A 26,996-nucleotide genomic window follows, 5' to 3' on the forward strand; every position below is an offset into this window, starting at 1 on the left:
CCGGGCGTCGCTAGGCCGAACGGGTGGCGGCGGCCGCGGTGGTGGCGGTGGCCGTGGCCGTGGCGTACGTACGGCGCAGGAAGCGGCGCAGCGCGGCGATGTCGAACTGGATGACGGCGACGCCGTCGGGGGAGTGGAACTCGACGACCGCCTGCACCCGGCCGCACGGCCAGACGCGTACGTCCCCGGTCCCCGTCGGCGCCGACAGCCCGGCCTCGAGGAGGGCGCGGGGGAAGACCCACTCGTTGTCGGTGTCCTCGGGCGAGAGCTCCGCCGGGAAGACGACGCGGACGGCGAGCGGCTCCTCGGGAGTGAAGCGCAGCGCGACCGGGATGGCCCGGTAGAGAGGATCGTCGCTGATCACGCGGGCGCGCACGCGCTCCTCGACGGCGGTCGCGGTCACGGTCGCTGGGGGATTCTCGGCGGTGGCTGACATCGACCAGACTCCTCGAATTCGGAATATATGAGTCCGTTTGTCCGTCCAGCCTCGCACATTCCGACGAAAGCGCGAGGCACTATTTGTGACGCGACCGCTCTTGCCAACCGTTTGCAGCTGGGCACTATTCTTGAACGGTTAAAGACTTAGTGAGGAAGAGGAAGCGGAGCCGCTCCATGCATGTGCCCGACGGATTCATCAACGCACCCGTCTCGGTGGCCGCCGGAGCAGTGGCCGCCACCGCCGTCGCCGTCAGCCTGCGCGGCGCCCGCCGCGAGCTCGACGAACGCACCGCCCCGCTGGCCGGCCTCGTCGCCGCCTTCATCTTCGCGGTGCAGATGCTGAACTTCCCGGTGGCCGCCGGTACCAGCGGCCACCTCCTCGGCGGCGCGCTCGCCGCCATACTCGTCGGCCCCTACACCGGCGTGCTCTGCGTCTCGGTCGTCCTGCTCATGCAGGGCATCCTCTTCGCCGACGGCGGCCTGACCGCCCTCGGCGTCAACATCACCAACATGGCCGTCGTCACGGTCGTCGTCGCCTACGCCGTCTTCCGCGGGCTCCTGCGGCTGCTGCCCGCCGGCCGCCGCTCGGTGACCGTCGCCGCCTTCGCCGGAGCCCTGCTCTCGGTGCCCGGCGCGGCCGTCATGTTCACCCTCTTCTACGCCCTCGGCGGGACCACCGACGTCTCCCTCGGCAAGGTGTTCACGGCGATGGTCGGCGTCCACGTCCTCATCGGCATCGGCGAGGCCGTCATCACCGCCGCGACCGTCGGCGCCGTCATCGCCGTCCGGCCCGACCTGGTGCACGGCGCGCGCGGCCTCGCCGTCCCGCTGAAGCTGCGCGTGGACGGCGAGCTCGTCGACGCCCCCGCCGCCGCCCCGGCCGCCGTGCCCGCCGCCGCCCGCTCCACCCGCCCCGTGTGGGTGACCGGCCTGGTCACCGCCCTCGTCCTGGCCGGCTTCGTCTCCTACTACGCCTCCTCCAGCCCCGACGGCCTGGAGAAGGTCGCCGCCGACAAGGGCATCGACTCCAAGGCCGAGGAGCACGCCGCCGCCGACTCCCCGCTCGCCGACTACAGCGTCAAGGACGTCTCCGACGCCCGCCTCTCCGGCGGCCTCGCCGGCGTCATCGGCGTCGGCGCGACCGTCCTCGTCGGCACCGGGATCTTCTGGACCGTGCGCCGTCGCCGCGCGCAGGACCTGACCGCCACCTCGACGGCCGCCCCCACGGCCCGCTGACATGGGAGCCGGCCACGCGCACAAGCTCTACCGGCACGGGCACTCGCCCGTCCACGAGCTGCCGCCGCACTGCAAGATCGCCGCGACGTTCGCGTTCGTGGTCGTCGTCGTCTCCACCCCGCGCGAGGCGATGTGGGCCTTCGGCCTGTACGCCGTCCTCATCGGGGCCGTCGCCTTCGCCGCCCGCGTCCCGGCCGCCTTCCTGCTGCGCCGGCTGCTGATCGAGGTCCCGTTCGTCGCCTTCGCCGTCCTCATGCCCTTCGTGGCCGAGGGCGAGCACGTACAGGTCCTCGGGCTGTCCCTGAGCGTCCCGGGCCTGTGGGGCGCCTGGAACGTGCTGGCCAAGGGCACCCTCGGCGTGGCCGCCTCCGTCCTGCTCGCCTCCACCACCGAACTGCGCGCCCTGCTCCTGGGACTCCAGCGGCTGCGGCTCCCGCCGCTGCTGGTCCAGATCGCCTCCTTCATGATCCGCTACGGGGACGTGATCACCGACGAGCTGCGCCGGATGTCCATCGCCCGCCGCTCGCGCGGGTTCGAGGCCCGGGGCGTGCGCCACTGGGGCGTCCTCGCCAAAACCGCCGGAGCCCTCTTCATCCGCTCCTACGAGCGCGGCGAACGCGTCTACCTCGCGATGGTCAGCCGCGGCTACGCCGGCTCCATGCCGGTGATCGACCACGTCACGGCCAGCCGCGCCCAGTGGGCGTACGCGGCCGTGCTCCCGGTGACGGCCCTCGCCGTCTGTCTGATGGGATGGACGCTGTGACCGCTCCCTCCGCCCCCGCCCCCCGCGACCGCTCCGCCGTCCCCTCCCTGGAGGTGTCCGGCGTCGCCTACGCCTACCCCGACGGGCACCAGGCGCTCTTCGGCGTCGACCTCACCGTCGGTGCGGGCGAACGGGTCGCCCTGCTCGGCCCCAACGGCGCCGGCAAGACCACCCTCGTCCTCCACCTCAACGGCATCCTCGGCGGCGGCGTCGGCACCGTGACCGTCGCCGGACTGCCCGTGGCGAAGCGGAACCTCGCCGAGATCCGCCGCCGCGTCGGCATCGTCTTCCAGGACCCCGACGACCAGCTCTTCATGCCCACCGTCCGCGAGGACGTCGCCTTCGGCCCGGCCGCCGCCGGGCTGCGCGGCGCCGAACTGGAGGCGCGGGTCCGCGAAGCCCTCGAACAGGTCGGCATGGAAGCCTTCGCCGACCGGCCGCCGCACCACCTGTCGTTCGGGCAGCGGCGCCGGGTCGCGGTGGCCACCGTCCTCGCGATGCGGCCCGAGATCCTCGTCCTCGACGAGCCCTCCTCCAACCTGGACCCCGCCTCCCGGCGCGAGCTCGCCGACATCCTGCGCTCGCTGGAGGTCACCGTGCTGATGGTCACCCACGACCTGCCGTACGCGCTGGAGCTCTGCCCGCGCGCGGTCATCCTCAGCGAGGGCGTCATCGCCGCCGACGGGCCCACCCGCGACCTGCTGTGCGACGAGGCCCTGATGGGCGCCCACCGCCTGGAACTGCCCTACGGCTTCGACCCGCGCTCGGTCGCGCAGCGGCACCCGGCGTAGCGGCGGGGCCGCGGGGCCGCGGGGCGCACCGGTGCGGGCCGGGCGGGCGGGCGGCATAAGCGCCGGTCAGGGGTTGTTGGCCTGGTCGTGGACATCCAGGGTGCGGTGAACGAGGGCTACGAGCCCGTCAGGGACGCCTTCGCGCGGAACTTCGAGGTGCTCGGCGACCGGGGAGCGGCCGTGGCCGTGTACCGGGACGGCCGCAAGGTCGTCGACCTGTGGGCCGGCACGAAGGACGCGAACGGCTCCGAGCCCTGGACCGCGGACACCGCGCAGATCGTGCGCTCCGCCACCAAGGGCGTGGCCGCCGCCGTGGCGCTGCTGCTGCAGCAGCGGGGGCTGCTGGACCTGGACGCGCCCGTGGCCTCGTACTGGCCGGAGTTCAAGGCGGGCGGCAAGGACCGGACCCTGGTCCGGCACCTGCTCGCCCACCAGGCGGGCGTGCCCGCCCTGGACCGGGGCCTGACCGTGGCGCAGGCCGCCGACGGAGTCTCCGGGGCCCGCGCGGTGGCCGCGCAGCGGGCCTTCTGGGAGCCCGGCACCGCCCACGGCTATCACGCCCAGACCTTCAGCTGGCTGCTGTCCGAGCTGGTCCTGCGGGCGACCGGCCGCACCGTCGGCGGGATCCTGGCCGAGGAGATCGCCGAGCCGCTGGGGCTGGACTTCTGGATCGGCCTCCCGGAGGGCGAGGAGCACCGGGTCGGCCGGGTGGCGCCGGTCGAGCCGCCGGCGGGGGCGGGAGTGCTGAAGACCCGGCCCAGGAGAAACGTTTCGGAGGCCTACGCCGACCCGGAGTCCCTCACCCGCCGCGCGTTCGCCGCCATCGATCCGCTGCCCGACGAGAACGACCCCGCCTACCGGGCCGCCGAGCTGCCCGCCTCCGCGGGCATCGGCACCGCCCGGGCGCTGGCCCGCTTCTACGCGGCCACGATCGGGGTGGTCGAGGACGGGGCCCGGATCTTCACCCCGGCGACGACCGCGCTGGCGGGCACGGAGTTCGCGGCCGGCCCCGACCGGGTGCTGGTGGTGGGCACCCGCTTCGGCCCCGGCTACATGCTGCACGGCCCCGCCTCCCCGCTGCTCTCCCCGGCCTCCTTCGGGCATCCGGGGCGCGGCGGCTCGCTGGCCTTCGCGGACCCGGAGGCCGGCGTCGGCTTCGGCTACGTCACCAACGCCCACGCCAAGTCGGTCACCGCCGACCCCCGCGCCCAGTCCCTGGTCCGCGCCCTGCGCGGCTGCCTGGCGGGCTAGGCCGTCTCTTTCGGATCTTGCCGGTCAAGCCCGCGTCGTCCGGTGCCGTGCATCGCAAGGCGGAGAGGCTCCCGCGTACTGGACGTACTCGGGTGCCTCGACAACGCGGCGAGGTGCGGTGCCGGGCGGCGCGGGTCAGGCAAGATCCGTAAGAGACGGCCTAGGGCCCGGACCCTAGGACTCCCGTACGTCGGCCAGTGCGGCGGCGGCGTATCCGATCAGCTCGCGCGGGGGCATCGGGAACACCGTGTGGGGGGTGCCGGCCGCGGCCCACACGACCTCGTGCTCCAGCAGGCCCCGGTCGGCCAGCACCCGGGTCCGGGTGCGGTGGCCGAACGGCGGGACGCCGCCGATGGCGTAGCCGGTGGTCTCCCGGACCAGCGCGGCGTCGGCGCGGGTGACTTCCGCGGCGCCGAGTTGACGGCGGACGGCCTCGACGTCGACGCGGGAGGCGCCGTCCATGAGCACCAGGACCGGGACGCCGTCGGCGGCGAAGACCAGCGACTTGACTATCTGGCCGAGCTCGCAGCCGATCGCGGCGGCAGCGTCGGCGGCGGTGCGGGTCCCTTCGGGGAAGGTGCGGACGGTGACCTCGATGCCGAGTTCGGCGGTGGCCCGGGTGAAGAGGGTGCTGGTCGTCATACGGTCGACGCTAGCGCCGGGGTGCTGCGGGGGGCGAGCGGATTGCCCGGAGCCGGGGCGCCCGATTCCGGGGCCGGGACTCCGGTGCCCCGATTCCGGTGCCCCGATTCCGGTGCCCGGGCCGCGGCGCCCGCGGCGTGCGCCCGGACCGTCGGCCCGGCGTGCGCCGGGCGCGTCAGGAGTTCAGGACCTGGGCGACGATCGGGCCCGCCGCGTCCGCGCCGTGCCCGCCGCCCTCGACCATCGCGGCGGCCGCGACGTCGCCGCTGAAGCCGGTGAACCAGCTGTCCGGGCTGGCCGCGCCGTCGACCTCCGCCGAGCCGGTCTTCGCGCCCTTGTCGGAGCCGCCCACCGAGGCCATCGCCGAAGCCGCCGTACCGCTCGTGGCGGTCTGCCGCATCATCTTGACCAGCTGCGCCGACACCCCCGGCGCCAGTGAGCGGGCGGCCGTGGCCAGCGGACGTCCGTCCAGGGAGGCCTTCACCAGCACCGGCTGGCGGAACACCCCCGAGCGGGCCGTCGCCGTGATGGAGGCGATGTTCAGCGGGTTCATCCGGATCGCGCCCTGCCCGATGTACTCCGCGGCCGCCGCCGGGCCCGAGGTCACCGGCACCGAGCCGTCCTGCGAGGGGATGCCGGTCTTCCAGTCCAGCCCGATGCCGAAGGCGTCCTTCGCCGTCGCCGGCAGCGCGCCGTTGTCCTTCACGTCGTCGATGAGGCTGATGAAGGCGGTGTTGCAGGACTTGGCGAAGCTGTTCGAGAAGGGCTGTCCCTGCGAGGAGAAACCGTCCTGGTTGCGGAAGGCCTTGCCCTCCCAGGTGGCGCTCGCCGGACACTGCGCCGGGCGGTCCGCCGCGACGAGGCCCTTCTCCAGCAGCATCGCCGCCGTCACGATCTTCATCGTCGAGCCGGGCGCCCGGCCGCCCTGCATCGCCGCGTTGAAGCCGTCGCGGCGGTGGTTGGCCACCGCGAGGATGTTGCCGGTGCTCGGCTGGACGGCGACGACGGAGGCTTCGGCGCGCCCGGCCACCGCCTTCTCGGCGGCCGCCTGCACGTCGGCGTCGAGGACGGTCTCCAGTTGGCCCGCCTTGCCCTCGACCAGGGTCATCAGCGTCCGCTTGGGGGCGTCGGCGGTGGCGGGTTCGACCCACAGCTCGACGCCCGGCGTGCCGCCGGTCTTCTCCCCGTACGTCTTGCGCAGCGCCTCCAGCACCGGCCCCAGCGAGGGGTACAGCTCGGCGGTCAGCTCCTTGCCGTGCCGGTCGACGGCCTTCACCGGCGGGCTCGCCGGGGTGCCCGCGCGCAGCCGGTCGCCCTGCTGGAGCTGCGGGTGGATCACCGAGGGCTGCCAGTCGACGAGGGCCTTGCCGGTGCTGACGCCGCGTACGACGGTCAGCCGGGAGTCGTAGACGAGGGGCTTGACCGTTCCCTGGTAGGAGATCTCGGCCTCGACCTTGAAGGGGACGGTGGTGCCCTCCGGCGTGCCGGGGGTGATGACGGCCTTCGACACGTACGCCGCGCTCGTGTAGTCCGCCACCGCCGTCCGGGCGGCCTGCTCGTTGTTCGTCAGCTCCGCCGCCGCGCCCGCGTCGCCGGATGCCCACGCGGCCAGGAAGGCCCGCGCGGTGTCGGCGGTCTCCCCGTCGGTGACGGGCCCGCTCGTCTGGCGGGCCGGCCGGGCGCTGCCGGCCGGTTCGCCCGCCCCGCCGCCGTCGTCCCCGACGAGGCTGTAGACCCCGTATCCGGCCCCGCCGACCATCGCGAGAAACACCCCGCCGACGATGGCACCCTTCGCCGCCCCGTTCATGCGTTCCCTCCCCAGGGACCCCCGCTCTCTGAACATGTTCAAAGAACTCCTGGTGCGGACCTTACGCTGCGCGAGCACGGCACCACGCTGTTGTTACCGGAACGGGATGTCGCACGCGTCACACACCGAACAGCGCTAGATCCAGGTGTCCAGCCACATGCGGCCGCGCCAGGAGTCCATCGGGAGGGTGCCGCCCGTGTAGATCGGCCAGAAGTAGATGAAGTTCCAGATGATGAGCAGGACCAGGACCCCCGCCGTGATCGCGCCCACCGCGCGCCGGCGCTCCGTGGAGCCGGCCGGGCCCAGCAGGGCGCCGATCATCATCGCCACCGCCAGGCACAGGTACGGGACGAAAACCACCGCGTAGAAGTAGAAGATGGTGCGCTCCTGGTAGTTGAACCAGGGCAGCAGCCCGGCGCCCAGCGCGCACGCGATGGCGCCCGCCCGCCAGTCGCGGCGGAAGATCCACCGCCACAGTACGTAGAGCAGTGCGAAGCAGCCCGCCCACCACAGCAGCGGGGTGCCCAGGGCCAGGACCTCGCGGGCGCACTTGCCGGCCTCGGTCGCCGGGCAGCCGTCGGTGCCGGGCGCGGGGGACTCGTAGAAGTAGGAGACGGGGCGGCCGAGGACCAGCCAGCTCCACGGGTTGGACTGGTAGGTGTGGCCGGAGGTCAGGCCGACGTGGAAGTCGTAGACCGTCGTCTCGTAGTGCCACAGGCTGCGCAGCCACTCGGGGAGGAAGGACAGCGAGCTGTGCTGGTCGTTCTTGGCGGCCCAGTCGCGGAAGTAGCCGCCCTTGCCGTTGTCCGGGCTCAGGATCCAGCCCAGCCAGGACGCGAGGTACACCCCGAGGGCGACCGGGACCGTCGAGAGGAACGCCGGCAGGGCGTCGCGGCGCAGCATCGCCGCGTACGGGGCGCCCGCGCCGGCGGTGCGGCGGGCGGCCGCGTCCCACAGCACGGTCAGCACGCCGAAGAAGGCCAGCACCACGAGGCCGTTCCACTTGGTGCCGAAGGCCAGCCCGAGGCAGACGCCGGCCAGCAGCCGGTACGGGCGCCAGCCCAGCCGCAGGGTCTCGGCGACGCGCAGGTCGGGGCGGGTGCGGCCGTCCTCGTCGACCGGCAGTGCGGCGGCGAGCCGGGCTCTGGCCCGGTCGCGGTCGATGAGCAGCGCCCCGAAGGCCGCCAGGACGAAGAACATGAGGACGAGGTCGAGCAGGGCGGTGCGGCTCATCACCAGGTGCAGGCCGTCCACCGCCAGCAGCGCGCCCGCCAGGCAGCCCAGGAAGGTGGACCGGAAGAGCCGCCGGCCGATCCGGCACAGCATCAGTACGGACAGGGTGCCGAGCAGAGCGGTCATGAACCGCCAGCCGAAGGGGTCGAAGCCGAACATCCACTCGCCGAGCCCGATCACCCATTTGCCGACCGGCGGGTGGACGACGTAGCCGGGGTCCAGGGGGAGCGGTACGCCGTCGGGATTCGAGAGGATCGACTTGTCGATATCTTTGGGCCAGCTGGCTTCGTAGCCCTGCCGGATCGTGGCCCAGGCGTCCTTGGCGTAGTACGTCTCGTCGAATATCACCGCCTTGGGGCTGCCGAGGTGCGTGAACCGCAGCACCCCCGCGACCAGTGTGACCAGCAGCGGACCCGCCCACGCCAGGACGCGCTGCCAGGCCGCCCGGCTCGCAAGCGGCACCCCCAGCGCCGTCCAGAGCTGCTCGGACGGCCGTGCGTACGGGGGTACGAGGCGGGTGCGGACATCGCCCGCCGGCCCGGCCGGCGCGTAGCCGAAGCCCCGCAGGCGGCGCAGCCAGGCGGACGGCTCGGGCTCGGAGTCGCCCGCGCCCGTCGGAACGGGCGGGGCCCCCGCGGGGCTGGGCGGCGGCGTCGCGGTACTGGTCACCGGGTCATCGTAGGGAACGCGTCTGCGGGAGCCCCAGTCCCCACGTGAGTCGTCTCCTTTCCCGCCGCCCGCGCGCGGCCCCCGGGGACGGAGCCGGGAGCCCGCGGCAGGGGCGCGGGCCGCCGCCGATGAGAGGATGTCCGGGTGACAGCCGAACAGCCCCGCGGTACCGAAGCCACCTCCCCGACCGACGGCGTGCTCGTCCTGGCCGGAACCCCCATCGGGGACCTCGCCGACGCCCCGCCCCGGCTCGGCGCCGAACTGGAGCGGGCCGACGTGATCGCCGCCGAGGACACCCGGCGGCTGCGCCGTCTGACGCAGGGGCTGGGCGTGCACACCACCGGCCGGGTGCTCTCGTACTTCGAGGGCAACGAGTCCGCCCGCACCCCGGAGCTGGTCGAGGCCCTGGAGGCCGGCAAGCGGGTGCTGCTGGTGACGGACGCGGGCATGCCGTCGGTGTCCGACCCGGGCTACCGGCTGGTCGCCGCGGCGGTGGAGAAGGACATCAAGGTCACCGCCGTGCCCGGGCCCTCCGCCGTGCTCACCGCGCTCGCGCTGTCGGGGCTCCCGGTGGACCGCTTCTGCTTCGAGGGGTTCCTGCCCCGCAAGGCGGGCGAGCGCCTGGGCCGGCTGCGCGACGTCGAGGGCGAGCGGCGCACGCTCGTCTACTTCGAGGCGCCGCACCGGCTGGACGACACCCTCGCCGCGATGGCCGAGGTGTTCGGCGCGGACCGGCGGGCCGCCGTGTGCCGGGAACTGACCAAGACGTACGAGGAGGTCAAGCGCGGCGGCCTCGGCGCCCTCGCGCTGTGGGCCGCCGACGGAGTGCGCGGCGAGATCACCATCGTCGTCGAGGGCGCCCCGGCCGCGGCGCCCGGCGACGTCGACGCCGAGGAGCTGGTGCGCCGGGTGCGGGTGCGCGAGGAGGCGGGGGAGCGCCGCAAGGAGGCCATCGCGGCGGTCGCGGCAGAGGCAGGCCTACCCAAGCGCGAGGTGTTCGACGCGGTCGTGGCGGCAAAGAACGCGGCACAAAAGGTGCCGTAAATCGGTAAAGAGCTAACCTGAAAAGCAAAGCTCAGACCGCGCACCGGCCCCTTTGGGCATGACTGGGCCAAAGGCCGTCCAACACTGGACAGGACCTGATGCGCTCCCGCCCGAAGAGGCGTCCACTGGCAATGGCACCAGTGGAACAAGAGGAGCTGGCATGAGTGAGATCGCAGACACCCCGGTACCCGCACCCGTCGCCGTATCGGACGCCGTATCCACACCTGCCGTACGGACCGTGCACGAGGCGTACTCCTTCGCGTGCATGAAGTGCGGCTACGGGTGGGAGCAGGCCTACGCGATAGAACACCACGTCGACGGTCAGGGTCAGCCGTTCATCATGTACACGGTGAAGGGCGAGCGGGTGCCCTCCCCGCTGTCCAACCCGACCTGCCTGAACTGCGGCGGCCACGTCGTACGGATCATGCGGGCCGGCCAGGTGTCCTCGGCGCTCGACATGCTCGACCAGCTCTACCACCCGGTCGTCCCCGGCATCGCCGGTCCGCCGCCGGCCGGCGTGAACGCCCCGCGCACCCCGAAGCCGCGCCGGGGCGCCGCCTCGCACGACTCCCCCGGGCCGGTCGCGGTCGACGCGTCCCAGCAGCGCCGGGGCTGGTTCGCCCGTCTGCTGGGGCGGCGCGGCCGGTCATAAGATCGGCCGTATGACACGCGAAGACAAGCCGGGGGCGAAGGACGCTCCGCCGCCGCTGCCCGAAGCCCTGCGGGTGGCGGTGGCGGATTCGCACACCCACCTCGACATGCAGTCCGCCACCGTGGCGGAGAGCCTCGCCAAGGCCGCGTCGGTGGGCGTGACCACGGTCGTCCAGGTCGGCTGTGACGTGAAGGGCTCCCGGTGGGCGGCCGAGACGGCCGCCGCGTACGACAACGTCCACGCGGCGGTGGCCCTGCACCCGAACGAAGCCCCCCGGATCGTGCACGGCGACCCCGACGGCTGGTCCCGGCAGGGCGCGCGGGCCGGCGGCGGCGACGCGGCGCTCGACGAGGCCCTGGCCGAGATCGAGGCGCTGGCCGCGCTGGACCACGTCAAGGCGGTCGGCGAAACGGGGCTCGACCACTTCCGCACCGGACCGGAGGGCATGGCCGCGCAGGAGCGTTCCTTCCGGGCCCACATCGAGATCGCGAAGCGGCGGGGCAAGGCGCTGGTCATCCACGACCGCGACGCCCACGCGGACGTGCTGCGCGTACTGCGGGAGGAGGGGGCGCCCGAGCGGACCGTCTTCCACTGCTACTCGGGCGACGCCGAGATGGCCCGCGCGTGCGCGGCCGCCGGGTACTACATGTCGTTCGCGGGGACCGTCACCTTCAAGAACGCCGCCCCGCTGCGGGAGGCCCTGGCCGTGGCCCCGCTGGAGCTGGTGCTGGTCGAGACGGACGCCCCGTACCTCACTCCCGCGCCGTACCGCGGACGGCCCAACGCGCCGTACCTCATTCCGCTGACCGTGCGGGCGATGGCGGCTGTCCGCGGCATCGACGAGGACGCCATGGCCACGGCGCTGGCCGCCAACACGGCGCGCGCCTTCGGCTACTGACGTCCCTGGCACACCCGTTCGCCCGACACGCTGGGTAGTCGAACGGCTTTGGTGCGTGACGGCCGCTCCCGCTAGGGTGCCGTGCCCGAACCAGCCGGGGCCGGACCAGTGGAGCGAGCGACGTGAGCGATACCCAGGGCAGTCACCGCCGTGCCCCCTGGCCGGACCCGGCCCCGGAGCCCGGCGCGGACCCCGGCGCGGGCGGCGGGCCGGACCCCGGGGCGGACCCCGGTCCGGGCTCCGGGGCGGTGGCCGGCTTCTCCGCCGACTCCGGCTCCGGGCGCTTCGGGACCGGCCTCGCGGCCGACCTCGAAGCCGCGTTCGGGCCCGCGCCGGGTGCGGGGCCCGCTCCCGCTCCCGCCGCGGCCCCCGCCCCGGAGCCCGCCGTCGCTCCCGGCCCCGGAGTTCCCTCGCCCCGGGGCGAGGGCCGGCGCCCCGGCCGCCGCCGCAAGGGCGCCGACCGCGAACCCGCGCGGGCCGCCGCCCCGGCCCCCGCCCCCGCGGCCCCGCCCGCGGGACGGCGCCGGGCCGCCGCCCCCGCGCCGCGGACCCCGGACACCGACGGCGGGGGCGCCGGCTCCGGCCGCCGCCGCGCCGCCGTCCCCGGCCCCGCCGCCCCCGCCCCCGCTCCCGCCGTCCCCGCCCCCGGCGGGACCGGCCGCCGCCGCGCCGCCCCCGTACCCGCCGCCGCCGGGGAGGCCGCCGCCCCCGGCCGGCGCCGGCGCGGGACGGCGGGCGGCCCCGCCCCCCGCGACAGCTGGCGGCGCATCGTGCCCCAGGCCCTGGTCGTGGCCTTCCTCGCGGGCGGGACCACCGCCTTCGTCGCCGCCGACAAGGCCGTCCGCATCACCGTCGACGGAGTTCCCCGCACCCTGCACACCTTCGCCGGGAGCGTCGACGACCTCCTCGCCGCCGAAGGCCTCGGCGTCGGCCCCCACGACCTCGTCGCCCCCGCCCGGGCGTCCGCCCTCGACGACGGCGAGGAGGTCGTCGTCCGCTACGGCAGACCCCTGCACCTCACCCTCGACGGCCACAGCCGCGAGGTGTGGACCACCTCCCGCACCGTCGAGGGCGCCCTGCGCCAGCTCGGCGTCCGCGTCGAGGGCGCCCACCTCTCCGCCCCCCGCACCGCCCCCGTCCCCCGCTCCGGCCTCACCCTCGGGGTGCGCACCGAACGCGGGATCACCTTCATGGCCGACGGCCGCGAGCGCACCATCCGCACCAACGCCGCCACCGTCCAGGAGGCCCTGGACCAGGCCGGCATCACCCTGCGGGGCGAGGACACCACCTCCGTGCCCCCCGGCTCCTTCCCCCGCGACGGCCAGACCGTCACCGTGCTGCGCATCACCGGCACCCGCGAGGTCCGCGAGGAGCGGATCCCGTACGTGACCGAGCGGGTCGAGGACGCCACCCTCTTCGCCGGCACCGAGGTCGTCGAACGCGTCGGGCGGCCCGGAGCGCGCCGGGTCACGTACGGGCTCCGTACCGTCAACGGGGTCCGCCAGGAGCCGCGCAAGATCGCCGAAGAAGTGGTGCGGGAGCCCGTCGGCCAGCTCGTCAAGGTCGGCACGAAGCCCCTGCCGAGCTCCGTCGCGGGCGCCGACGGCCTCGACTGGGCCGCCCTCGCCCACTGCGAGTCCGGCGGCCGCGCCGCCGCCACCGACGCCTCGGGCACCTACGGCGGCCTCTACCAGTTCGACGTCCAGACCTGGCAGGCCCTCGGCGGCAGCGGCCGCGCGCAGGACGCCACGGGCGCGGAGCAGACCTTCCGGGCGAAGAAGCTCTACGTGCAACGGGGGGCGAGCCCCTGGCCCCACTGCGGCCGTAGGCTTTACCGGTGAGCACCGCAGAGCAGCAGCCCCCCGCGACCCCTTCCGACGCCCTCCTCGGCCCGGCCGACATCCGAGAACTGGCCGAGGTACTCGGCGTGCGCCCGACGAAGCAGAAGGGCCAGAACTTCGTCATCGACGCCAACACGGTGCGCCGGATCGTGCGGACCGCCGAGGTGCGGCCGGACGACGTGGTCGTCGAGGTCGGCCCGGGGCTCGGCTCGCTGACGCTGGCCCTGCTGGAGGCCGCGGACCGGGTGGTCGCCGTCGAGATCGACGACGTCCTCGCCGCCGCGCTGCCCGCCACCATCGAGGCGCGGATGCCCGCCAGGAAGGACCGCTTCGCGCTGGTCCACTCCGACGCGATGCTCGTCAGCGAACTGCCCGGCCCGGCGCCGACCGCGCTCGTCGCGAACCTGCCCTACAACGTGGCCGTGCCGGTGCTGCTCACCATGCTCGACCGTTTCCCCACCATCGAGCGGACCCTCGTCATGGTCCAGGCCGAGGTCGCCGACCGGCTCGCCGCCCGCCCCGGCAACAAGGTGTACGGGGTCCCCTCCGTCAAGGCCAACTGGTACGCGGACGTCAAGCGCGCCGGGTCCATCGGCCGCAACGTCTTCTGGCCCGCCCCGAACGTCGACTCCGGACTCGTCTCCCTGGTGCGCCGCAGTGAGCCGGTCAAGACCACGGCCACCAAGGCGGAGGTCTTCGCGGTCGTCGACGCGGCCTTCGCGCAGCGCCGCAAGGGCCTGCGCGCGGCGCTCGCCGGCTGGGCGGGTTCCGCGGCCGCCGCCGAGGCGGCGCTGGTGGCCGCCGGGGTCGCGCCGCTGGCGCGCGGGGAGTCGCTGACGGTGGAGGAGTTCGCGGCCATCGCCGAGCACAAGCCCGCCGCCGAGCGGCCCGCCCTGTGAGCGCCGCCCCGGCCGCGGGCGTGACCGTACGGGTCCCCGCGAAGGTCAACGTCCAGCTCGCGGTGGGCGCGGCGCGCCCCGACGGCTTCCACGACCTGGCCACCGTCTTCCTGGCCGTGTCCCTGTTCGACGAGGTGACGGCGACCCCCGCCGGCGCGCTGACCGTCACCTGCGCGGGCCCCGACGCCGGCCAGGTGCCCCTGGACCGTACGAACCTCGCCGCGCGGGCCGCCGAGCTGCTCGCCGCCCGGGCAGGCGTAGAGCCCGCCGTCCACCTGCACATCGCGAAGAACATCCCCGTCGCGGGCGGCATGGCGGGCGGCAGCGCGGACGGCGCGGCGGCCCTGCTGGCCTGCGACGCGCTGTGGGGACTGCACACCCCGCGCGCGGAACTCCTCGGCCTGTGCGCGGAGCTGGGCAGCGACGTCCCCTTCAGCCTCACCGGCGGCGCGGCGCTCGGCACCGGGCGGGGCGAGCTGCTGACCCCCGTCGCGGCGGGCGCCTTCCACTGGGTGTTCGCCGTCGCCGACGGGGGACTGTCCACCCCGGCGGTGTTCCGCGAGTTCGACCGGCTGACCGAGGGCGTCGACGTACCGGCGCCGCAGGCCTCCCCGGCGCTGCTCGCCGCGCTGGCCTCCGGCGATCCGCAGGCGCTGGCCGACACCCTGGCGAACGACCTCCAGCCGTCCGCGCTGTCCCTGCGGCCGCAGTTGGCGGCCACGCTCGCGGCGGGCACCGACGCGGGCGCGCTGGCCGCGCTGGTCTCCGGCTCCGGCCCCACCACGGCCTTCCTGGTCCGCGATCCCGAATCCGCCGAGAAGGTGGCCGCCGCCCTGGAGGCGTCGGGCACCTGCCGGGCGACCCGCGTCACCACCTCCCCGGCCCCCGGCGCGACGGTGGTCAGCGCCGCCTGACGCGTCGGCGTACCCAGGGCGCGGATGAGTATCCGCGCCCTGTCGGGGGACCGCCCGGCCGCGGGACCGTGTGGGCATGACAGTCAGCGCGCGCGATGCGGCCGCAGCCACCCCCGCCGACCGGGACCGCTACGTCGACCTGCTCCGGGTCGCGTCCCTCGCCACGGTCGTGCTCGGCCACTGGCTGATGGCCGCGGTCAGCGGGGACGGCATGGGCAACCTGCTCGCCCTGGTCCCCCCGCTCCAGGGGCTGACCTGGCTCCTCCAGGTCATGCCGGTCTTCTTCTTCGTCGGCGGTTTCTCGCACGCCCTGTCGTACCGCTCGCTCGAACGCCGGGCCGGGGGGCGGCCCGTCTACGCGGACTTCCTGCGCGCCCGCCTGCGCCGACTGCTGCGCCCCACCCTGGTGTTCGTCCTGCTCTGGGCCGCCCTCGCGCTGGCCGTGCAGCTCACCGGGCACGGCGGCGGCCGGCTGACCGGCGCCGCGCTGCGGATGGTGACGCAGCCGCTGTGGTTCATCGGGATCTACCTCGCCATGGTGGCCCTCACCCCGCCCCTGCTGAAGCTGCACGGCCGCCACGGCTGGGCCGTCTTCGCCGCGCTGGCGGGGGCCGCCGCGCTGGTCGACGTCCTGCGCTTCGCGCTCGGGGTCCCGTACGCGCAGTTCCTGAACTTCGCGTTCGTCTGGCTCGCCGTGCACCAGCTGGGCTTCCTGCGCGCCGACGGCCGCATCACCCGGCCCGCCGTCCTCGCGGCCGCCGGAGCGGCCGGGGCCGTGCTGCTCGTGGCGTGCGGCCCGTACCCGCTGTCGATGGTCGGGATGCCCGGCGAGAAGGTGTCCAACATGGCCCCGCCCACCCTGGCCCTGCTCTGCCACGGCGCGTGGCTGGTCGGCGCGGTCCAGCTGCTCGCCCGTCCGGCCGCCGGCCTGCTCGCGCGGCCCCGCGTCTGGCAGGGGGTCGTCGCCGCCAACGGCATCGCCATGACCGCCTTCCTGTGGCACCTGACGGCCATGTTCGGCGTGTACGCGGCCCAGCTCGCCCTCGGCATCGCCCTGCCCGAGCCCGCCACGGCCGGCTGGTGGGCGCAGGTGCCCGTGCGGATCCTGCTCGCGGCCGCCCTGACCGCCCTGCTGGTGCGGTGCTTGCGCCGCTTCGAGGCCCCCGCCGCGCGGGCCGCCTCCGGCGCTGCCGTCGTGGCTCGTCGCGGCGGCGGGCCGCCCGCCGCCGCCGGGATCACGCTGTGCCTGCTGGGGATCCTCGGCCTGTCCACGACCGGCCTCGGCGGTCTCCTGGAGGGCCACAGCGCCGTCCTGATCGCCCTTCCGGTCACCGCTCCCGCCGCCATCGGCATGGTGCTGGCGGGTGCGTTCCTGGTGGAACGGTCGGGGTCGGCCCGGAGGGTTAGGCTGAGGGGCTGATCCACACCCCTTCCCTGGAGCGCGTCTGATGGCCGTCAATCTGGTCAATGTCGAGGCAGTCAGCAAGGTGTACGGCACCCGTACCCTGCTCGACGGCATCTCCCTCGGCGTATCCGAGGGGGACCGGATCGGTGTCGTCGGCCGCAACGGCGACGGCAAGACCACCCTCATCAGGATGCTCGCCAAACTGGAGGAACCCGACACCGGCCGGGTCACCCAGAACAGCAGCCTCCAGATGGGCGTGCTCACCCAGCACGACTCCCTCGACCCCTCGGCCACCATCCGCCGCGAGATCATCGGGGACATGGCCGACCACGAGTGGGCCGGCAACGCCAAGATCCGTGACGTGCTGACCGGACTCTTCGGCGGCCTCGACCTGCCCGGCTTCGGGCAGGGCCTCGACACCGTCATCGGCCCGCTCTCCGGCGGCGAGCGCCGGCGCATCGCGCTGGCCCAGCTGCTCATCGCCGACCAGGACCTCCTCGTCCTCGACGAGCCCACCAACCACCTCGACGTCGAGGGCATCTCCTGGCTGGCCGCACACCTGCAGGCGCGCCGCTCGGCGCTCGTCTGCGTCACCCACGACCGCTGGTTCCTGGACCAGGTCTGCACCCGCATGTGGGACGTGCAGCGCGGTGACGTCCACGAGTACGAGGGCGGTTACAGCGACTACGTCTTCGCCCGCGCCGAGCGCGACCGCATCGCCGCCACCGAGGAGTCCAAGCGGCAGAACCTGATGCGCAAGGAGCTGGCCTGGCTGCGCCGCGGCGCCCCCGCGCGCACCTCGAAGCCCCGCTACCGCATCGAGGCCGCCAACGAGCTGATCGCCGACGTGCCGCCGCCGCGCGACACCTCCGAGCTGATGAAGTTCGCCAACGCCCGGCTCGGCAAGACCGTCTTCGACCTGGAGGACGTGACCGTCCAGGCCGGTCCCAAGACCCTGCTCAAGCACCTCACCTGGCACCTGGGCCCCGGTGACCGCGTCGGCCTCGTCGGCGTGAACGGCGCCGGCAAGACCTCCCTGCTGCGCGCCCTCGCCGAGGCCGCCCGCACCCAGGGCGACGTCCAGCCCGCGGCGGGCACGGTCACCGTCGGCAAGACCGTGAAGCTGGCCTACCTGTCCCAGGAGGTCGGCGAGCTCGACCCGTCGCTGCGCGTCCTGGAGGCCGTCCAGCGCGTCCGTGACCGCGTCGACCTCGGCAAGGGCCGCGAGATGACGGCGGGCCAGCTGTGCGAGCAGTTCGGCTTCACCAAGGAGAAGCAGTGGACGCCGGTCGGCGACCTCTCCGGTGGCGAGCGCCGCCGGCTGCAGATCCTGCGGCTGCTGATGGACGAGCCCAACGTCCTCTTCCTCGACGAGCCCACCAACGACCTCGACATCGAGACCCTGACCCAGCTGGAGGACCTCCTCGACGGCTGGCCCGGCTCGATGATCGTGATCTCCCACGACCGGTTCTTCATCGAGCGCACCACCGACACGGTGATGGCGCTGCTCGGCGACGCCAGTCTGCGGATGCTGCCGCGCGGCCTCGACGAGTACCTGGAGCGCCGGCAGCGGATGATCGAGGCGGCCGCCCCGGCGGCGCCCGCCGCCGCCGCGAAGTCCTCCGCCTCGGGGGACTCGCGCGCCGCGAAGAAGGAGCTGCAGAAGATCGAGCGGCAGCTCAACAAGATGTCGGACCGCGAGTCGAACCTGCACGCGCAGATCGCCGAGCACTCCACCGACTACGACAAGGTCGCCAAGCTCGACGCGGAGCTGAGGGAACTCATCTCCGAGCGCGACGACTTGGAGATGCGCTGGCTGGAACTGGCCGAGGACGCGTGAGCGGGGCGCCGCAACGGCGCCAACTGGCCGGATAACGGCGGTGTCACGGGCCGGTCCTCCCTTGGGAACAGGGGTCGGACCGGCCCGTCGCTTGTCGGCCACGGGTGATAGAAAGGGTCGGTTCTTCCCGACCTCCCCGACCCCCCACCGCCCGACGCCGAAGGTATGCGCTGATGACCGAGCCGCCCCAGCCGCCGAACCAGCCGCCGCCGTCCGGTTACGGCCACCTGCCGGGGCCGCCGCCGCAGGGGTACGGGTACCCGCCGCAGGGCGCCAACCCGTACGCGCAGCAGCCGCCGCAGCAGCACCAGCAGCCGCCGCACCAGCAGCAGCCGCCGCAGCAGCCCCCGTACCCCCAGCAGGGCGGCTACGGTTTTCCGCCGCCCGGCATGCCGCCGACCGTGCCCGTCCCGCCCGTCCCCGGGGGCCCGGCGGGGGGCCGCCGCAGGACGGCCGTCGTGATCGCCGCCGCCGTCGCGGGCGTGCTCGTCCTCGGTACGGGCGCCTGGTTCGCCTTCGGCACGGACGGCGGCTCCGACCCGAAGCCCCCGGTCGCGCAGGGCTCCACGGCCGCCGACCCCAAGCCCTCCGGCTCCCCGTCGGTGGACGACGGCGACGGCTCCGGCAACGGCGGCCCCGACCAGGGCGACCTCAACGCGGGCCGCAAGCCGGGCGAGGACAAGGTCCAGTGGTTCAAGACCGCCAAGCTCCAGGGGCCGGGCGCGGGAATTCCCGCCAAGGGCCAGTGGGTGGTCGCCGACACCGTCGTCAAGACCCTCGACAAGGGCTTCGTCGGCTACGCGGTGGCCGACGGCAAAGAGAAGTGGAAGCTCGACGTCCGCACCGAGATCTGCGGATTCACCGACCAGACCACCCCCGACGGCAAGACCGTCGTCCTCGTCAAGGACGGCGACGGCTCCGGCGCGAACTGCAACCAGATGAAGCTGGTCGACCTGTCGGCGGGCAAGGAGGTCTGGTCGAAGGAGGTCCCGAAGGAGGGTCTCTTCGCCAGCGCCATCGACGCCTCCGTCGCCTTCACCGGCGAGACCGTCATCGTCAACCGGACGGGCGGCACCGGCGCCTACCGGCTCGCCACCGGTGAGCGGATCTTCTCCGGGACCGGCCCCGAGGGCTGCCAGCCCGGCGCGTACGCCGCGGGCAACGGCAAGCTGATCGGCATCGCCACCTGCCTGGACGACGACCACACCGTCGAAGTCCAGGACGCCGACCCGCTGACCGGCAAGAAGACCTGGTCCTACCGGCTGCCCAAGGGCTACCAGGTGAGCGCCGTCTACTCGGTCAACCCGACCGTCATCGACGCCTCGAACCGCGACACCAAGCAGCGCGCCATCATCTCGCTGGGCCCCGACGGGCAAAAGCGCGCCACCATGACCGCCGAGGGCAGCTTCGCGGTCAACTGCGGCGGCAGCAGCGGCACCGAGGGACTGCAGAACTGCGCGGGCCGGGCCGTCGACGGCGACACCCTGTACCTGAGCACGGGCACCGACGCGGGCACCGGCAACGAGATCGTCGCCTTCGACCTCGCCAGCGGCAAGGCCAAGTGGCGCGCCGCGGCCGGGGACAAGCGGACCTACACCCCCGTCAAGGCGGCGGGCGGGCAGCTGACGGCCTACCGGACCGGCGCCGGGGACGCGCCCGGCGAGATCGTCTCGCTGGCGGCCGGCGGCGGCGAACCCAAGGTGCTCCTGCGGCTGCCCTCGGGCCCCGCCGCGGAGATCGAGAACTCCTTCATGTTCGCGAAGAGGTCCTACGAGGGCGGTCGTTTCTTCCTGTCCGTGACCTCGCTGAGCGGGGACGGCAAGGACGAGAAGCTCCTGATGGTCTTCGGCAAGTGAACGAGTCCACCGAGCCGCCCACCGAGAGGCAGTAGTACCCCCGATGAGCACCCCGAGCACCCCGCCGCCGCCCCAGCAGCCGCCCTCCGGCGGTTTCGGCGCGCCCCCGCCGCTCCCCCCGGTCCCGCCGGGCGCCCCCCAGCCGCCCGCGCAGCCCCCGGGGCAGCCGCCGTCGCAGCAGCCGTCCCAGCCGTCCGGCCGGCCCCCGGCCGCCGCTCCGCAGCAGCCCGGCTACGGCTACCCGCAGGCCCAGCAGGCCCCGCAGGGCTACGGCTTCCCGCCGGCCCAGCCCGGCTACGGCTACCCCCAGCAGCAGCCGGCCACGGTCCAGGCTCCGGCCCAGAGCCCGGCGGGCGGTGACGGCGGCGGCGGTGACAAGCGCACCCAGCTGATGATCGTCGGCGCGGCGCTGCTGGCGATGGTCCTCATCATCGGCGGCGGCTTCTGGTACGTCTCCGACGACGGCAACAGCACCGGAACCCCCCGCCCCGCCGCCGACGGCGGCGGCGCCAGCGGCTCCCCCGACGGCGACAAGCCGGCCGCGCCGGGCGGCACGGAGAAGCCCCCGGCCAACCCCAAGTCGCGGACGCTGGTCAACGTCGCGAGCCCGGCCCCGGCGGACGTGGTCTCCGTGGACGGTTCCTGGCTCACCGACAGCACGTACGTCAAGTCCGACGTCGGCAAGGTCGTCGGCTACAACGTGGTCGACGGAGGCAAGAAGTGGGAGCTCCCGCTCCCCGGCAACGTCTGCGGCGCGACCAAGCACGTCAGCGCCGACAAGTCGGCCGTCCTCTTCCAGGAGGCCATGGCGAGCGACGCCAACAAGTACCCCCAGTGCACCCAGGTCGGCGTCATCGACCTGAACACCGGAAAGCTCCTGTGGTCCGCCACCGCCAAGTCCTCCACCGGCGGCGACAAGCCCGTGGCCTTCACCGAGGTCACCATCAGCGGCCAGACCGTCGCCGCGGGCGGCCTCAGCGGCGGCGCCGCCTGGAACCTCGCCGACGGCAAGCCCCTGTGGACGCCGAAGACCGACGGCGAAGGCTGCTACGACCTCGGCTACGCCGGCGGCGAGGCCCTCGCCGTCCTGCGCAAGTGCGGCCGGATCCCGAACCAGACCCTGCTCGCGCAGTCCCTCGACCCCGTGACCGGCGCGCCGAAGGCCTCGTACAAGCTCTCGCCCGGCATCGAGTGGGCCGGCATCATCTCCACGAAGCCGCTCATCGTCGCCGCCAACGTCGGCAACACGGCGAAGAACGCCACCAACGTCAGCGACCTGTTCGTGGTCGACGACGCGGGCCAGCTCAAGTCCCACATCGCGCTCTCGGGCGGCAACTACGCGCCCAAGTGCCCGGCCACCGAGGTCGAGCAGTGCTCGAACATGGTCGTGGGCAACGGCAAGGTCTACCTGCCCTCCTACGAGCACCAGGGCTCGGCCTCCGTCGGCCGCACCAACGAGATCGTCTCCTTCGACCTGGAGACCGGCAAGGCCACCTCGGACCGCGCCGACGCCGGCGAGCGGTACACCATGTACCCGCTGCGCATGGACGGGTCGAACATCATCGCCTACAAGGTCCCCCCGTACGACGGGGGCGGTCAGGTCGTCAGCATCGACGGCAAGACGATGAAGGAGACCCTGCTGATGCAGAACCCGGCGGAGAAGACCAGCCAGCGCACCGAGACGGGCTTCTCGCGCGACTACTCGGAGTTCCGCTACCACAACGGCCGCCTCTTCATCTCCCGCACGATGGTGCGCAAGCCGTACTCCGACAAGGGCGACCCGGAGTACCTCTTCGCCTCCTTCATCGCGAACTGACGCAGACGCCGCGATCCGTACCGAAGCCCCCGGAAGGTCAGCCCTTCCGGGGGCTTCTCGCGGTAACCGCCGCGCTCCGTCGAACAAGCGTGTAGCTTGCCGGGTCAGATGGATCTGGGGTGGGAGCCTTGATGGGCGTACGGGTCGTGGTGGTCGACGAGCACCGGCTGCTGGCCGAGGCGCTCGCCTCTGCCCTGAAACTGCGGGGGCACCGGGTGCTCGCGGCCGCCGCGCCCACGGCCGGTGCCGCCGAGCTGGTGATCGGCCGGGCGCCGGAGGTGTGCCTGTTCGGCACCGCCACCCCCGCCGAGCCGGGGGTCTTCGAACCCGTCGCCCGGATCCGGCGGGAACGCCCGCAGATCGCCGTCGTGGTGCTCGGGCCCGTGCCCAACCCGCGGGGCATCGCGGCCGCGTTCGCCGCGGGCGCCGGGGGTTACGTCCGCCACGACGAGCGCATCGAGGGCGTCGAGCGGGCCCTGGCCAAGGCGCGGGCGGGGGAGGCGGCCGTCTCCCCGCAGCTGCTGCAGGCGGCCTTCGCGGAACTGCTCAACCCCGCCGCGCAGCCCGACGACGAGGGCGGCCGGCTGCTGCGGCTGCTGACCCCGAGGGAGGTGGAGGTGCTCGTACGGGTCGCGGAGGGCGAGGACACCCGGCTGATCGCCGCCGGGATGGACATCGCGCCGAGCACCGCCCGTACGCACGTGCAGCGGGTGCTGATGAAGCTGGGCGTCGGCTCCCGGCTGGAGGCGGCCGCGCTGGCCGCCCGTACCGGGCTCCTGGACCGCGCGGCACCGCCCGCGGCGGCGCGGCCGCCGGCGGGATGAGACGGGGCGGCCGGCGATTTCCCCGGAAGCGCGTAATCCGGTATGCCGGTCAGTGCACGCGCGCCCGTGCGCGTCCGCGAGAGGTTGGAGTGCGAGTGAGCAAGTACCTGGTCACCGGCGGTGCCGGATATGTGGGCAGCGTCGTGACGGCCCATCTCCTGGCGGAGGGCCACGAGGTGAGCGTCCTCGACAACCTCACCACCGGCTACGCCGAGGGCGTCCCGGCCGGTGCGACCCTGGTGCGGGGCCGCATCCAGGACGCCGCCGAACACCTCGACCCCTCCTTCGACGCGGTGCTGCACTTCGCGGCCTCCTCGCAGGTCGGCGAGTCCGTGGCCGACCCGGGCAAGTACTGGGACAACAACGTCGGCGGCACCCTCGCCCTGCTCACCGCGATGCGGGAGGCGGGCGTGCGCACGCTGATCTTCTCCTCCACCGCGGCCACCTACGGGGAGCCCGCGGGCGGGCTGCTGACGGAGGAATCCGCGACCGCCCCCACCAACCCGTACGGGGCCTCGAAGCTGGCCGTCGACCACATGATCGCGGGGGAGTGCGCGGCGCACGGCCTGGCCGCCGTCTCGCTGCGCTACTTCAACGTGGCCGGCGCCCACGGCGAGTTCGGCGAGCGGCACGACCCCGAGACGCACCTGATCCCGCTGGTCCTCCAGGTGGCCCTCGGCGAGCGGGAGTCCATCTCGGTGTTCGGCGAGGACTACCCGACCCCGGACGGGACCTGCGTGCGCGACTACATCCACGTGGCCGACCTCGCGGAGGCCCACCTCTCGGCGCTGCGCGTCGCGGCCCCGGGCGAGCACCTGATCTGCAACCTCGGCAACGGCAGCGGCTTCTCCGTCCGCGAGGTGATCGAGACGGTCCGCAAGGTCACCGGCCGGGAGATCCCCGAGACGGTCGCCCCGCGCCGGGCCGGCGACCCCGCCGTGCTGGTCGCCTCGGCGCAGACCGCGCGGGAGCGCCTGGGCTGGGTCCCGACCCGCTCGGACCTCACCCGCATCGTGACCGACGCCTGGAACTTCGCCCGCGCGCAGCGCTCCTGACCCGGGCGGCACGGCCCGTCGCGCCCCGCGCAGCCCGTCGCACCCCGCGCCCCCCGTACGGACCGACGTCCGGCGGGGGGCGCGCGTGCGCCGTGCGGGCGCGGTCCACGGGCCCTGCGCGCGGGCGCCCGGCGCGCGTGCACCGGGTGACATGCCCCCCGTGCAACTGCCCGTGGCACGGGCCCGTCCGGAATCGGCCCCACCGGTCTTCAGGACAGGTGAAATCAAGCCACCTGATCGCCCGTTGCGGACCCTCCCACGGGAAAATCCCTGGAAAAACTTCTGCTATTCGGCCAACCGCGAGACCCCACCCGCTCTACGCTGATGCGTGACACCGGTGGGGGCCGGTGTTGATTCAGGGGTCGAGACACGCCGGGTGCGGCGTCCGGTCCGGGGTAGTGCACAGATGTCGCGGCGGCGGCCGTGGCGGCCGTGGGCCACCCGGCTCGGGCGTCGTACCCGTAGTCGTCCGTTCCCCGACCCTTGGGGGTTTTGTGGTCCGTATCCGGGTTCTGGTGGTCGACGACCACCGCATCTTCGCCGAGTCTCTGGCAGCCGCGCTCGCGGCCGAGCCGGACGTGGACGTGTCCGCGGCCGGCAGCGGCCCCGCCGCCACGCGCTGCCTCGACCGCGCGGCGGCCGAGGGCCGCCGCTTCGACGTGCTGCTCGTCGACGCCGACCTCGGCGGCGCGACCGGTGCCGTGCCCGCCCCGCGGGCGCCGGGCGCCGGGCCGCCGCCCCCCGTGTCGGACGGGATTGCGCTGGTCGCCGGGGTGCGCGTCGCCCACCCCGGGGTGCGCACCGTGGTCCTCGCCGAGCGCGACGACCCCCGCCGCGCGGCGCTCGCCCTCCAGGCCGGGGCCTCCGGCTGGGTGGCGAAGGACTGCTCCCTCTCGCGCCTGCTGGCCGTCGTACGGGGCGTGCTGCGCGAGGAGACCCACCTGCCGCCCGCGCTGCTCACCGGCGTACTGCGGGAGCTGACGGCCGCGCGCAAGCACCGCAGCGACAGCGAACGGCTCGTGGAGTCCCTGACCCCGCGCGAGCACGAGGTGCTGCGCTGCATGGTGGCGGGACTGGGCCGCAAGGACGTGGCCGCACGGCTGTTCCTGTCCCCGCACACCGTCCGCACCCACATGCAGAACGTGCTGGGCAAGCTCGGCGTGCACTCCACCCTGGCCGCCGTGGCACTGGCCCGGCGGGCCGGCGTACGTCCCGCGGAACTAGCCGGGGATGTTGTCGAACGGAGCGGTCAGCTGGCGTAGCAGCGCCGCGAGGTCGCCGCGCTGGGCCGTGGAGAGCTGGGCCAGGATCGCGCGTTCCTGGGCCAGCAGCCCGGCGAGCGACTGGTCGGCGCGGTCGCGCCCCTCGGGGGTGAGCCGCACCAGCACCCCGCGCCGGTCGCTGGGGTCCGGAAGCCGCTCGACCAGGCCCTTCTTGGCGAGCCGGTCGATGCGGTTCGTCATGGTGCCCGAGGTGACGAGCGTCTGCGTCAGGAGCTGGCCGGGGGAGAGCTGGTAGGGCGCGCCCGCGCGCCGCAGCGAGGTGAGGACGTCGAACTCCCACGGCTCCAGGCCGTGCTCGGAGAAGGCCAGCCTGCGGGCGCGGTCGAGGTGGCGCGCGAGCCGGCTGACCCGGCTGAGCACCTCGAGCGGTTCCACGTCGAGGTCAGGGCGCTCTCGCCGCCATGCCGCGACCAGTCGGTCGACCTCGTCCTCCATGCGGATCAGTGTAAGGGGTCTGTCGACATGAAGTCTCTTCAAATCAAGAATCTTGACATCGAGAGATAATGGGGTGGAGCATGGGCGCGGAGGGGCCGTCACAGCGGCTTCCGCTTCCAACCGTCCCCCGAGCAGGGAGGCTCGACCATGCATTCCGACACCGCGGCTCCGGTGCCCACCTGGGACCCACAGCAGTACCTCCGCCACGCCGGGCACCGCGCGCGCCCCTTCCTCGACCTGCTGGCCCGCCTGCCCGAGCCGCCCTCCGCCCCCGCCCGCATCGCGGACCTCGGCTGCGGCCCCGGCAACGTCACCGCGCTGCTCGCCGAGCGCTGGCCCGACGCCCGCGTGACCGGCTACGACCTGTCCCCGGAGATGCTCCGGCGCGCCGAGGACGAGTACGCCGGACCCACCCCCGGCGGCGGCAGCCTCGGCTTCCGCCACGGCGACCTGGCCGACTGGACGCCCGGGGAGACCTACGACCTGATCGTCTCCAACGCCGCCCTCCAGTGGGTGCCCGGCCACCCCGACTCCTTCGCGCGCTGGATCGGCGGCCTGCGCCCCGGCGGCACCTTCGCCTTCCAGGTCCCCGGCAACTTCGACGCCCCCAGCCACCGGCTGCTCGCCGAGCTCTGCGGGAGCGCCCGGTGGCGCGAACGCCTCGGCGGCCACGGGGCCGTCCGCCACGCCCCCGTCCTGGACCCCGGCGCGTACCTGGACCGCCTCAGCGGACTCGGCTGCGCCGCGGACGTGTGGGAGACCACCTACCACCAGCTCCTCCAGGGCCCCGACCCCGTACTCGACTGGGTCAAGGGGACCGCCCTGCGGCCCGTCCTCACGGCGCTGGGCGACGACCGGGCCGCCGTCGAGGAGTTCCTCGCCGCCTACCGCGAGGTGCTGCGCGAGGCCTACCCGGCCGGTCCCCGCGGCACCGTCTTCCCCTTCCGCCGCATCTTCGCCGTCGCCCGCAAGGAGGCCCCCGCGTGCTGATCTCCCTCGACCACGTCCAGCTCGCCGCGCCCCCCGGCTCCGAGCCGGCCCTGCGCGCCTACTACGTCGACGTCCTCGGCATGACGGAGGTCCCCAAGCCCGCCGTCCTCGCCGCGCGGGGCGGCTGCTGGTTCGCCGCCGGCACCGTCCGGCTGCACCTCGGGACGGAAGCGGACTTCAGGCCCGCCCGCAAGGCGCACCCCGGACTGCGGGTCACCGGCATCGCGGAGTACGCCCGCCGGCTCCGCGCGGGCGGGGCCGAGGTGGTCTGGGACGAGAACCTCCCGGGCCACCGCCGGTTCTACTCCGAGGACCCCGTCGGCAACCGGCTGGAGTTCCTGGAGCCGCACGCCCCGACGCCCTGAGCGGCCCCGGGCGCGCCCCGCACGGACGACGGCGCCCCGTCCCGGGAAT

At 74.1% G+C, this 26,996-nt stretch carries 24 protein-coding genes; 19 read left to right on the forward strand and 5 right to left on the reverse strand.

Annotation, left to right across the window (positions count from 1 at the left end; translation table 11 throughout):
• Positions 1 to 10 precede the first annotated feature (10 nt).
• A complete protein-coding gene (locus tag ACGFXC_RS23285; protein WP_393715660.1) occupies positions 11 to 436 on the reverse strand; it encodes an SsgA family sporulation/cell division regulator in 426 nt (141 codons plus the stop codon).
• A gap of 176 nt (positions 437 to 612) precedes the next feature.
• Between ACGFXC_RS23285 and ACGFXC_RS23290 the strand changes: the two genes are divergently transcribed.
• The 4 genes from ACGFXC_RS23290 (at position 613) to ACGFXC_RS23305 (ending at position 4,479) form a co-directional block, all read left to right on the forward strand.
• A complete protein-coding gene (locus ACGFXC_RS23290; RefSeq protein WP_393715662.1) occupies positions 613 to 1,674 on the forward strand; it encodes an energy-coupling factor ABC transporter permease in 1,062 nt (353 codons plus the stop codon).
• A 1-nt stretch (position 1,675) separates the two neighbouring features.
• On the forward strand, positions 1,676 to 2,437 hold the full coding sequence (gene cbiQ / locus ACGFXC_RS23295) for a cobalt ECF transporter T component CbiQ (RefSeq protein WP_393715664.1): 762 nt from the start codon (positions 1,676 to 1,678) through the stop codon (positions 2,435 to 2,437).
• The gene (locus tag ACGFXC_RS23300; RefSeq protein WP_393715666.1) at positions 2,425 to 3,228 is read left to right on the forward strand and encodes an energy-coupling factor ABC transporter ATP-binding protein; all 804 of its coding nucleotides are present in this window, start codon (positions 2,425 to 2,427) and stop codon (positions 3,226 to 3,228) included. The genes cbiQ and ACGFXC_RS23300 overlap by 13 nt, the downstream gene beginning before the upstream one ends.
• An 81-nt stretch (positions 3,229 to 3,309) precedes the next feature.
• Positions 3,310 to 4,479, forward strand: a complete 1,170-nt coding sequence (locus tag ACGFXC_RS23305; protein WP_393715888.1) for a serine hydrolase domain-containing protein — start codon at positions 3,310 to 3,312, stop codon at positions 4,477 to 4,479.
• 174 nt (positions 4,480 to 4,653) lie between these two features.
• Here ACGFXC_RS23305 and ACGFXC_RS23310 read toward each other — a convergent pair whose 3' ends face one another.
• From ACGFXC_RS23310 to ACGFXC_RS23320, 3 genes are all read right to left on the reverse strand, one after another.
• The gene (locus ACGFXC_RS23310) at positions 4,654 to 5,121 is read right to left on the reverse strand and encodes a YbaK/EbsC family protein (RefSeq protein ID WP_393715668.1); all 468 of its coding nucleotides are present in this window, start codon (positions 5,119 to 5,121) and stop codon (positions 4,654 to 4,656) included.
• A gap of 175 nt (positions 5,122 to 5,296) precedes the next feature.
• Positions 5,297 to 6,928, reverse strand: a complete 1,632-nt coding sequence (locus ACGFXC_RS23315; protein ID WP_393715670.1) for a penicillin-binding transpeptidase domain-containing protein — start codon at positions 6,926 to 6,928, stop codon at positions 5,297 to 5,299.
• A gap of 135 nt (positions 6,929 to 7,063) precedes the next feature.
• Complete coding sequence (locus tag ACGFXC_RS23320) at positions 7,064 to 8,830, reverse strand: dolichyl-phosphate-mannose--protein mannosyltransferase (protein WP_393715672.1); 1,767 nt, start codon at positions 8,828 to 8,830, stop codon at positions 7,064 to 7,066.
• A 144-nt stretch (positions 8,831 to 8,974) separates the two neighbouring features.
• On the opposite strand from ACGFXC_RS23320, the gene rsmI reads away from it, so the two are divergent.
• The 13 genes from rsmI (at position 8,975) to ACGFXC_RS23385 (ending at position 25,136) form a co-directional block, all read left to right on the forward strand.
• Entirely contained in the window at positions 8,975 to 9,874 is a 900-nt protein-coding gene (rsmI, locus tag ACGFXC_RS23325) for a 16S rRNA (cytidine(1402)-2'-O)-methyltransferase (RefSeq protein ID WP_393715674.1), read from the forward strand.
• Positions 9,875 to 10,034: 160 nt separating this feature from the next.
• On the forward strand, positions 10,035 to 10,526 hold the full coding sequence (locus tag ACGFXC_RS23330; protein ID WP_393715676.1) for a hypothetical protein: 492 nt from the start codon (positions 10,035 to 10,037) through the stop codon (positions 10,524 to 10,526).
• A gap of 10 nt (positions 10,527 to 10,536) precedes the next feature.
• Positions 10,537 to 11,424, forward strand: coding sequence for a TatD family hydrolase (locus ACGFXC_RS23335; RefSeq protein WP_393715678.1), 888 nt, complete (start codon positions 10,537 to 10,539; stop codon positions 11,422 to 11,424).
• 122 nt (positions 11,425 to 11,546) lie between these two features.
• Positions 11,547 to 13,265, forward strand: a complete 1,719-nt coding sequence (locus ACGFXC_RS23340; protein WP_393715680.1) for a ubiquitin-like domain-containing protein — start codon at positions 11,547 to 11,549, stop codon at positions 13,263 to 13,265.
• Positions 13,262 to 14,164: a 16S rRNA (adenine(1518)-N(6)/adenine(1519)-N(6))-dimethyltransferase RsmA gene (rsmA, locus tag ACGFXC_RS23345; RefSeq protein WP_393715682.1), complete on the forward strand. Its 903-nt coding sequence runs from the start codon at positions 13,262 to 13,264 to the stop codon at positions 14,162 to 14,164. Before ACGFXC_RS23340 ends, rsmA begins: the two co-directional genes overlap by 4 nt.
• Positions 14,161 to 15,078 (forward strand): 4-(cytidine 5'-diphospho)-2-C-methyl-D-erythritol kinase, encoded by a 918-nt coding sequence (locus ACGFXC_RS23350; protein WP_393715684.1) that lies wholly within the window; start codon positions 14,161 to 14,163, stop codon positions 15,076 to 15,078. Before rsmA ends, ACGFXC_RS23350 begins: the two co-directional genes overlap by 4 nt.
• Positions 15,079 to 15,154: 76 nt before the next feature.
• Positions 15,155 to 16,498 (forward strand): acyltransferase family protein, encoded by a 1,344-nt coding sequence (locus ACGFXC_RS23355; protein WP_393715686.1) that lies wholly within the window; start codon positions 15,155 to 15,157, stop codon positions 16,496 to 16,498.
• Positions 16,499 to 16,526: 28 nt separating this feature from the next.
• Positions 16,527 to 18,323 (forward strand): ABC-F family ATP-binding cassette domain-containing protein, encoded by a 1,797-nt coding sequence (locus ACGFXC_RS23360; RefSeq protein WP_393715688.1) that lies wholly within the window; start codon positions 16,527 to 16,529, stop codon positions 18,321 to 18,323.
• Between the two features lie 173 nt (positions 18,324 to 18,496).
• Positions 18,497 to 20,179: a PQQ-binding-like beta-propeller repeat protein gene (locus ACGFXC_RS23365; RefSeq protein WP_393715690.1), complete on the forward strand. Its 1,683-nt coding sequence runs from the start codon at positions 18,497 to 18,499 to the stop codon at positions 20,177 to 20,179.
• A gap of 43 nt (positions 20,180 to 20,222) precedes the next feature.
• Entirely contained in the window at positions 20,223 to 21,995 is a 1,773-nt protein-coding gene (locus tag ACGFXC_RS23370) for a PQQ-binding-like beta-propeller repeat protein (RefSeq protein WP_393715692.1), read from the forward strand.
• 131 nt (positions 21,996 to 22,126) lie between these two features.
• Complete coding sequence (locus ACGFXC_RS23375) at positions 22,127 to 22,819, forward strand: response regulator transcription factor (protein ID WP_393715890.1); 693 nt, start codon at positions 22,127 to 22,129, stop codon at positions 22,817 to 22,819.
• A 95-nt stretch (positions 22,820 to 22,914) separates the two neighbouring features.
• Positions 22,915 to 23,874 (forward strand): UDP-glucose 4-epimerase GalE, encoded by a 960-nt coding sequence (gene galE / locus ACGFXC_RS23380; RefSeq protein ID WP_393715694.1) that lies wholly within the window; start codon positions 22,915 to 22,917, stop codon positions 23,872 to 23,874.
• 494 nt (positions 23,875 to 24,368) lie between these two features.
• Positions 24,369 to 25,136, forward strand: coding sequence for a LuxR C-terminal-related transcriptional regulator (locus tag ACGFXC_RS23385; protein WP_393715696.1), 768 nt, complete (start codon positions 24,369 to 24,371; stop codon positions 25,134 to 25,136).
• Here ACGFXC_RS23385 and tamR read toward each other — a convergent pair.
• Positions 25,095 to 25,592 carry a MarR family transcriptional regulator TamR gene (tamR, locus tag ACGFXC_RS23390; RefSeq protein ID WP_351826259.1) on the reverse strand — a complete coding sequence of 166 codons (498 nt, stop codon included), beginning with the start codon at positions 25,590 to 25,592 and terminating at the stop codon, positions 25,095 to 25,097. The genes ACGFXC_RS23385 and tamR overlap by 42 nt on opposite strands.
• Before the next feature lie 147 nt (positions 25,593 to 25,739).
• Between tamR and ACGFXC_RS23395 the strand changes: the two genes are divergently transcribed.
• Positions 25,740 to 26,582, forward strand: coding sequence for a trans-aconitate 2-methyltransferase (locus tag ACGFXC_RS23395; RefSeq protein WP_393715698.1), 843 nt, complete (start codon positions 25,740 to 25,742; stop codon positions 26,580 to 26,582).
• Positions 26,576 to 26,947, forward strand: coding sequence for a VOC family protein (locus ACGFXC_RS23400; protein WP_393715700.1), 372 nt, complete (start codon positions 26,576 to 26,578; stop codon positions 26,945 to 26,947). The genes ACGFXC_RS23395 and ACGFXC_RS23400 overlap by 7 nt, the downstream gene beginning before the upstream one ends.
• Positions 26,948 to 26,996: the final 49 nt, after the last annotated feature.

Source organism: Streptomyces sp. NPDC048507 (genome assembly GCF_043199995.1).
In the GTDB taxonomy this organism is placed as follows: Bacteria; Actinomycetota; Actinomycetes; order Streptomycetales; family Streptomycetaceae; genus Streptomyces.

Coding starts and splice junctions, on each gene's coding strand:
- ACGFXC_RS23395 (WP_393715698.1), top strand. CDS start 25,740: ATGCATTCCGACACCGCGGCTCCGGTGCCCACCTGGGACCCACAGCAG.
- ACGFXC_RS23360 (WP_393715688.1), top strand. CDS start 16,527: ATGGCCGTCAATCTGGTCAATGTCGAGGCAGTCAGCAAGGTGTACGGC.
- ACGFXC_RS23290 (WP_393715662.1), top strand. CDS start 613: ATGCATGTGCCCGACGGATTCATCAACGCACCCGTCTCGGTGGCCGCC.
- cbiQ (WP_393715664.1), top strand. CDS start 1,676: ATGGGAGCCGGCCACGCGCACAAGCTCTACCGGCACGGGCACTCGCCC.
- ACGFXC_RS23310 (WP_393715668.1), bottom strand. CDS start 5,121: ATGACGACCAGCACCCTCTTCACCCGGGCCACCGCCGAACTCGGCATC.
- ACGFXC_RS23285 (WP_393715660.1), bottom strand. CDS start 436: ATGTCAGCCACCGCCGAGAATCCCCCAGCGACCGTGACCGCGACCGCC.
- ACGFXC_RS23370 (WP_393715692.1), top strand. CDS start 20,223: ATGAGCACCCCGAGCACCCCGCCGCCGCCCCAGCAGCCGCCCTCCGGC.
- ACGFXC_RS23315 (WP_393715670.1), bottom strand. CDS start 6,928: ATGAACGGGGCGGCGAAGGGTGCCATCGTCGGCGGGGTGTTTCTCGCG.
- ACGFXC_RS23375 (WP_393715890.1), top strand. CDS start 22,127: ATGGGCGTACGGGTCGTGGTGGTCGACGAGCACCGGCTGCTGGCCGAG.
- ACGFXC_RS23330 (WP_393715676.1), top strand. CDS start 10,035: ATGAGTGAGATCGCAGACACCCCGGTACCCGCACCCGTCGCCGTATCG.
- ACGFXC_RS23355 (WP_393715686.1), top strand. CDS start 15,155: ATGACAGTCAGCGCGCGCGATGCGGCCGCAGCCACCCCCGCCGACCGG.
- ACGFXC_RS23300 (WP_393715666.1), top strand. CDS start 2,425: ATGGACGCTGTGACCGCTCCCTCCGCCCCCGCCCCCCGCGACCGCTCC.
- ACGFXC_RS23335 (WP_393715678.1), top strand. CDS start 10,537: ATGACACGCGAAGACAAGCCGGGGGCGAAGGACGCTCCGCCGCCGCTG.
- ACGFXC_RS23365 (WP_393715690.1), top strand. CDS start 18,497: ATGACCGAGCCGCCCCAGCCGCCGAACCAGCCGCCGCCGTCCGGTTAC.
- tamR (WP_351826259.1), bottom strand. CDS start 25,592: ATGGAGGACGAGGTCGACCGACTGGTCGCGGCATGGCGGCGAGAGCGC.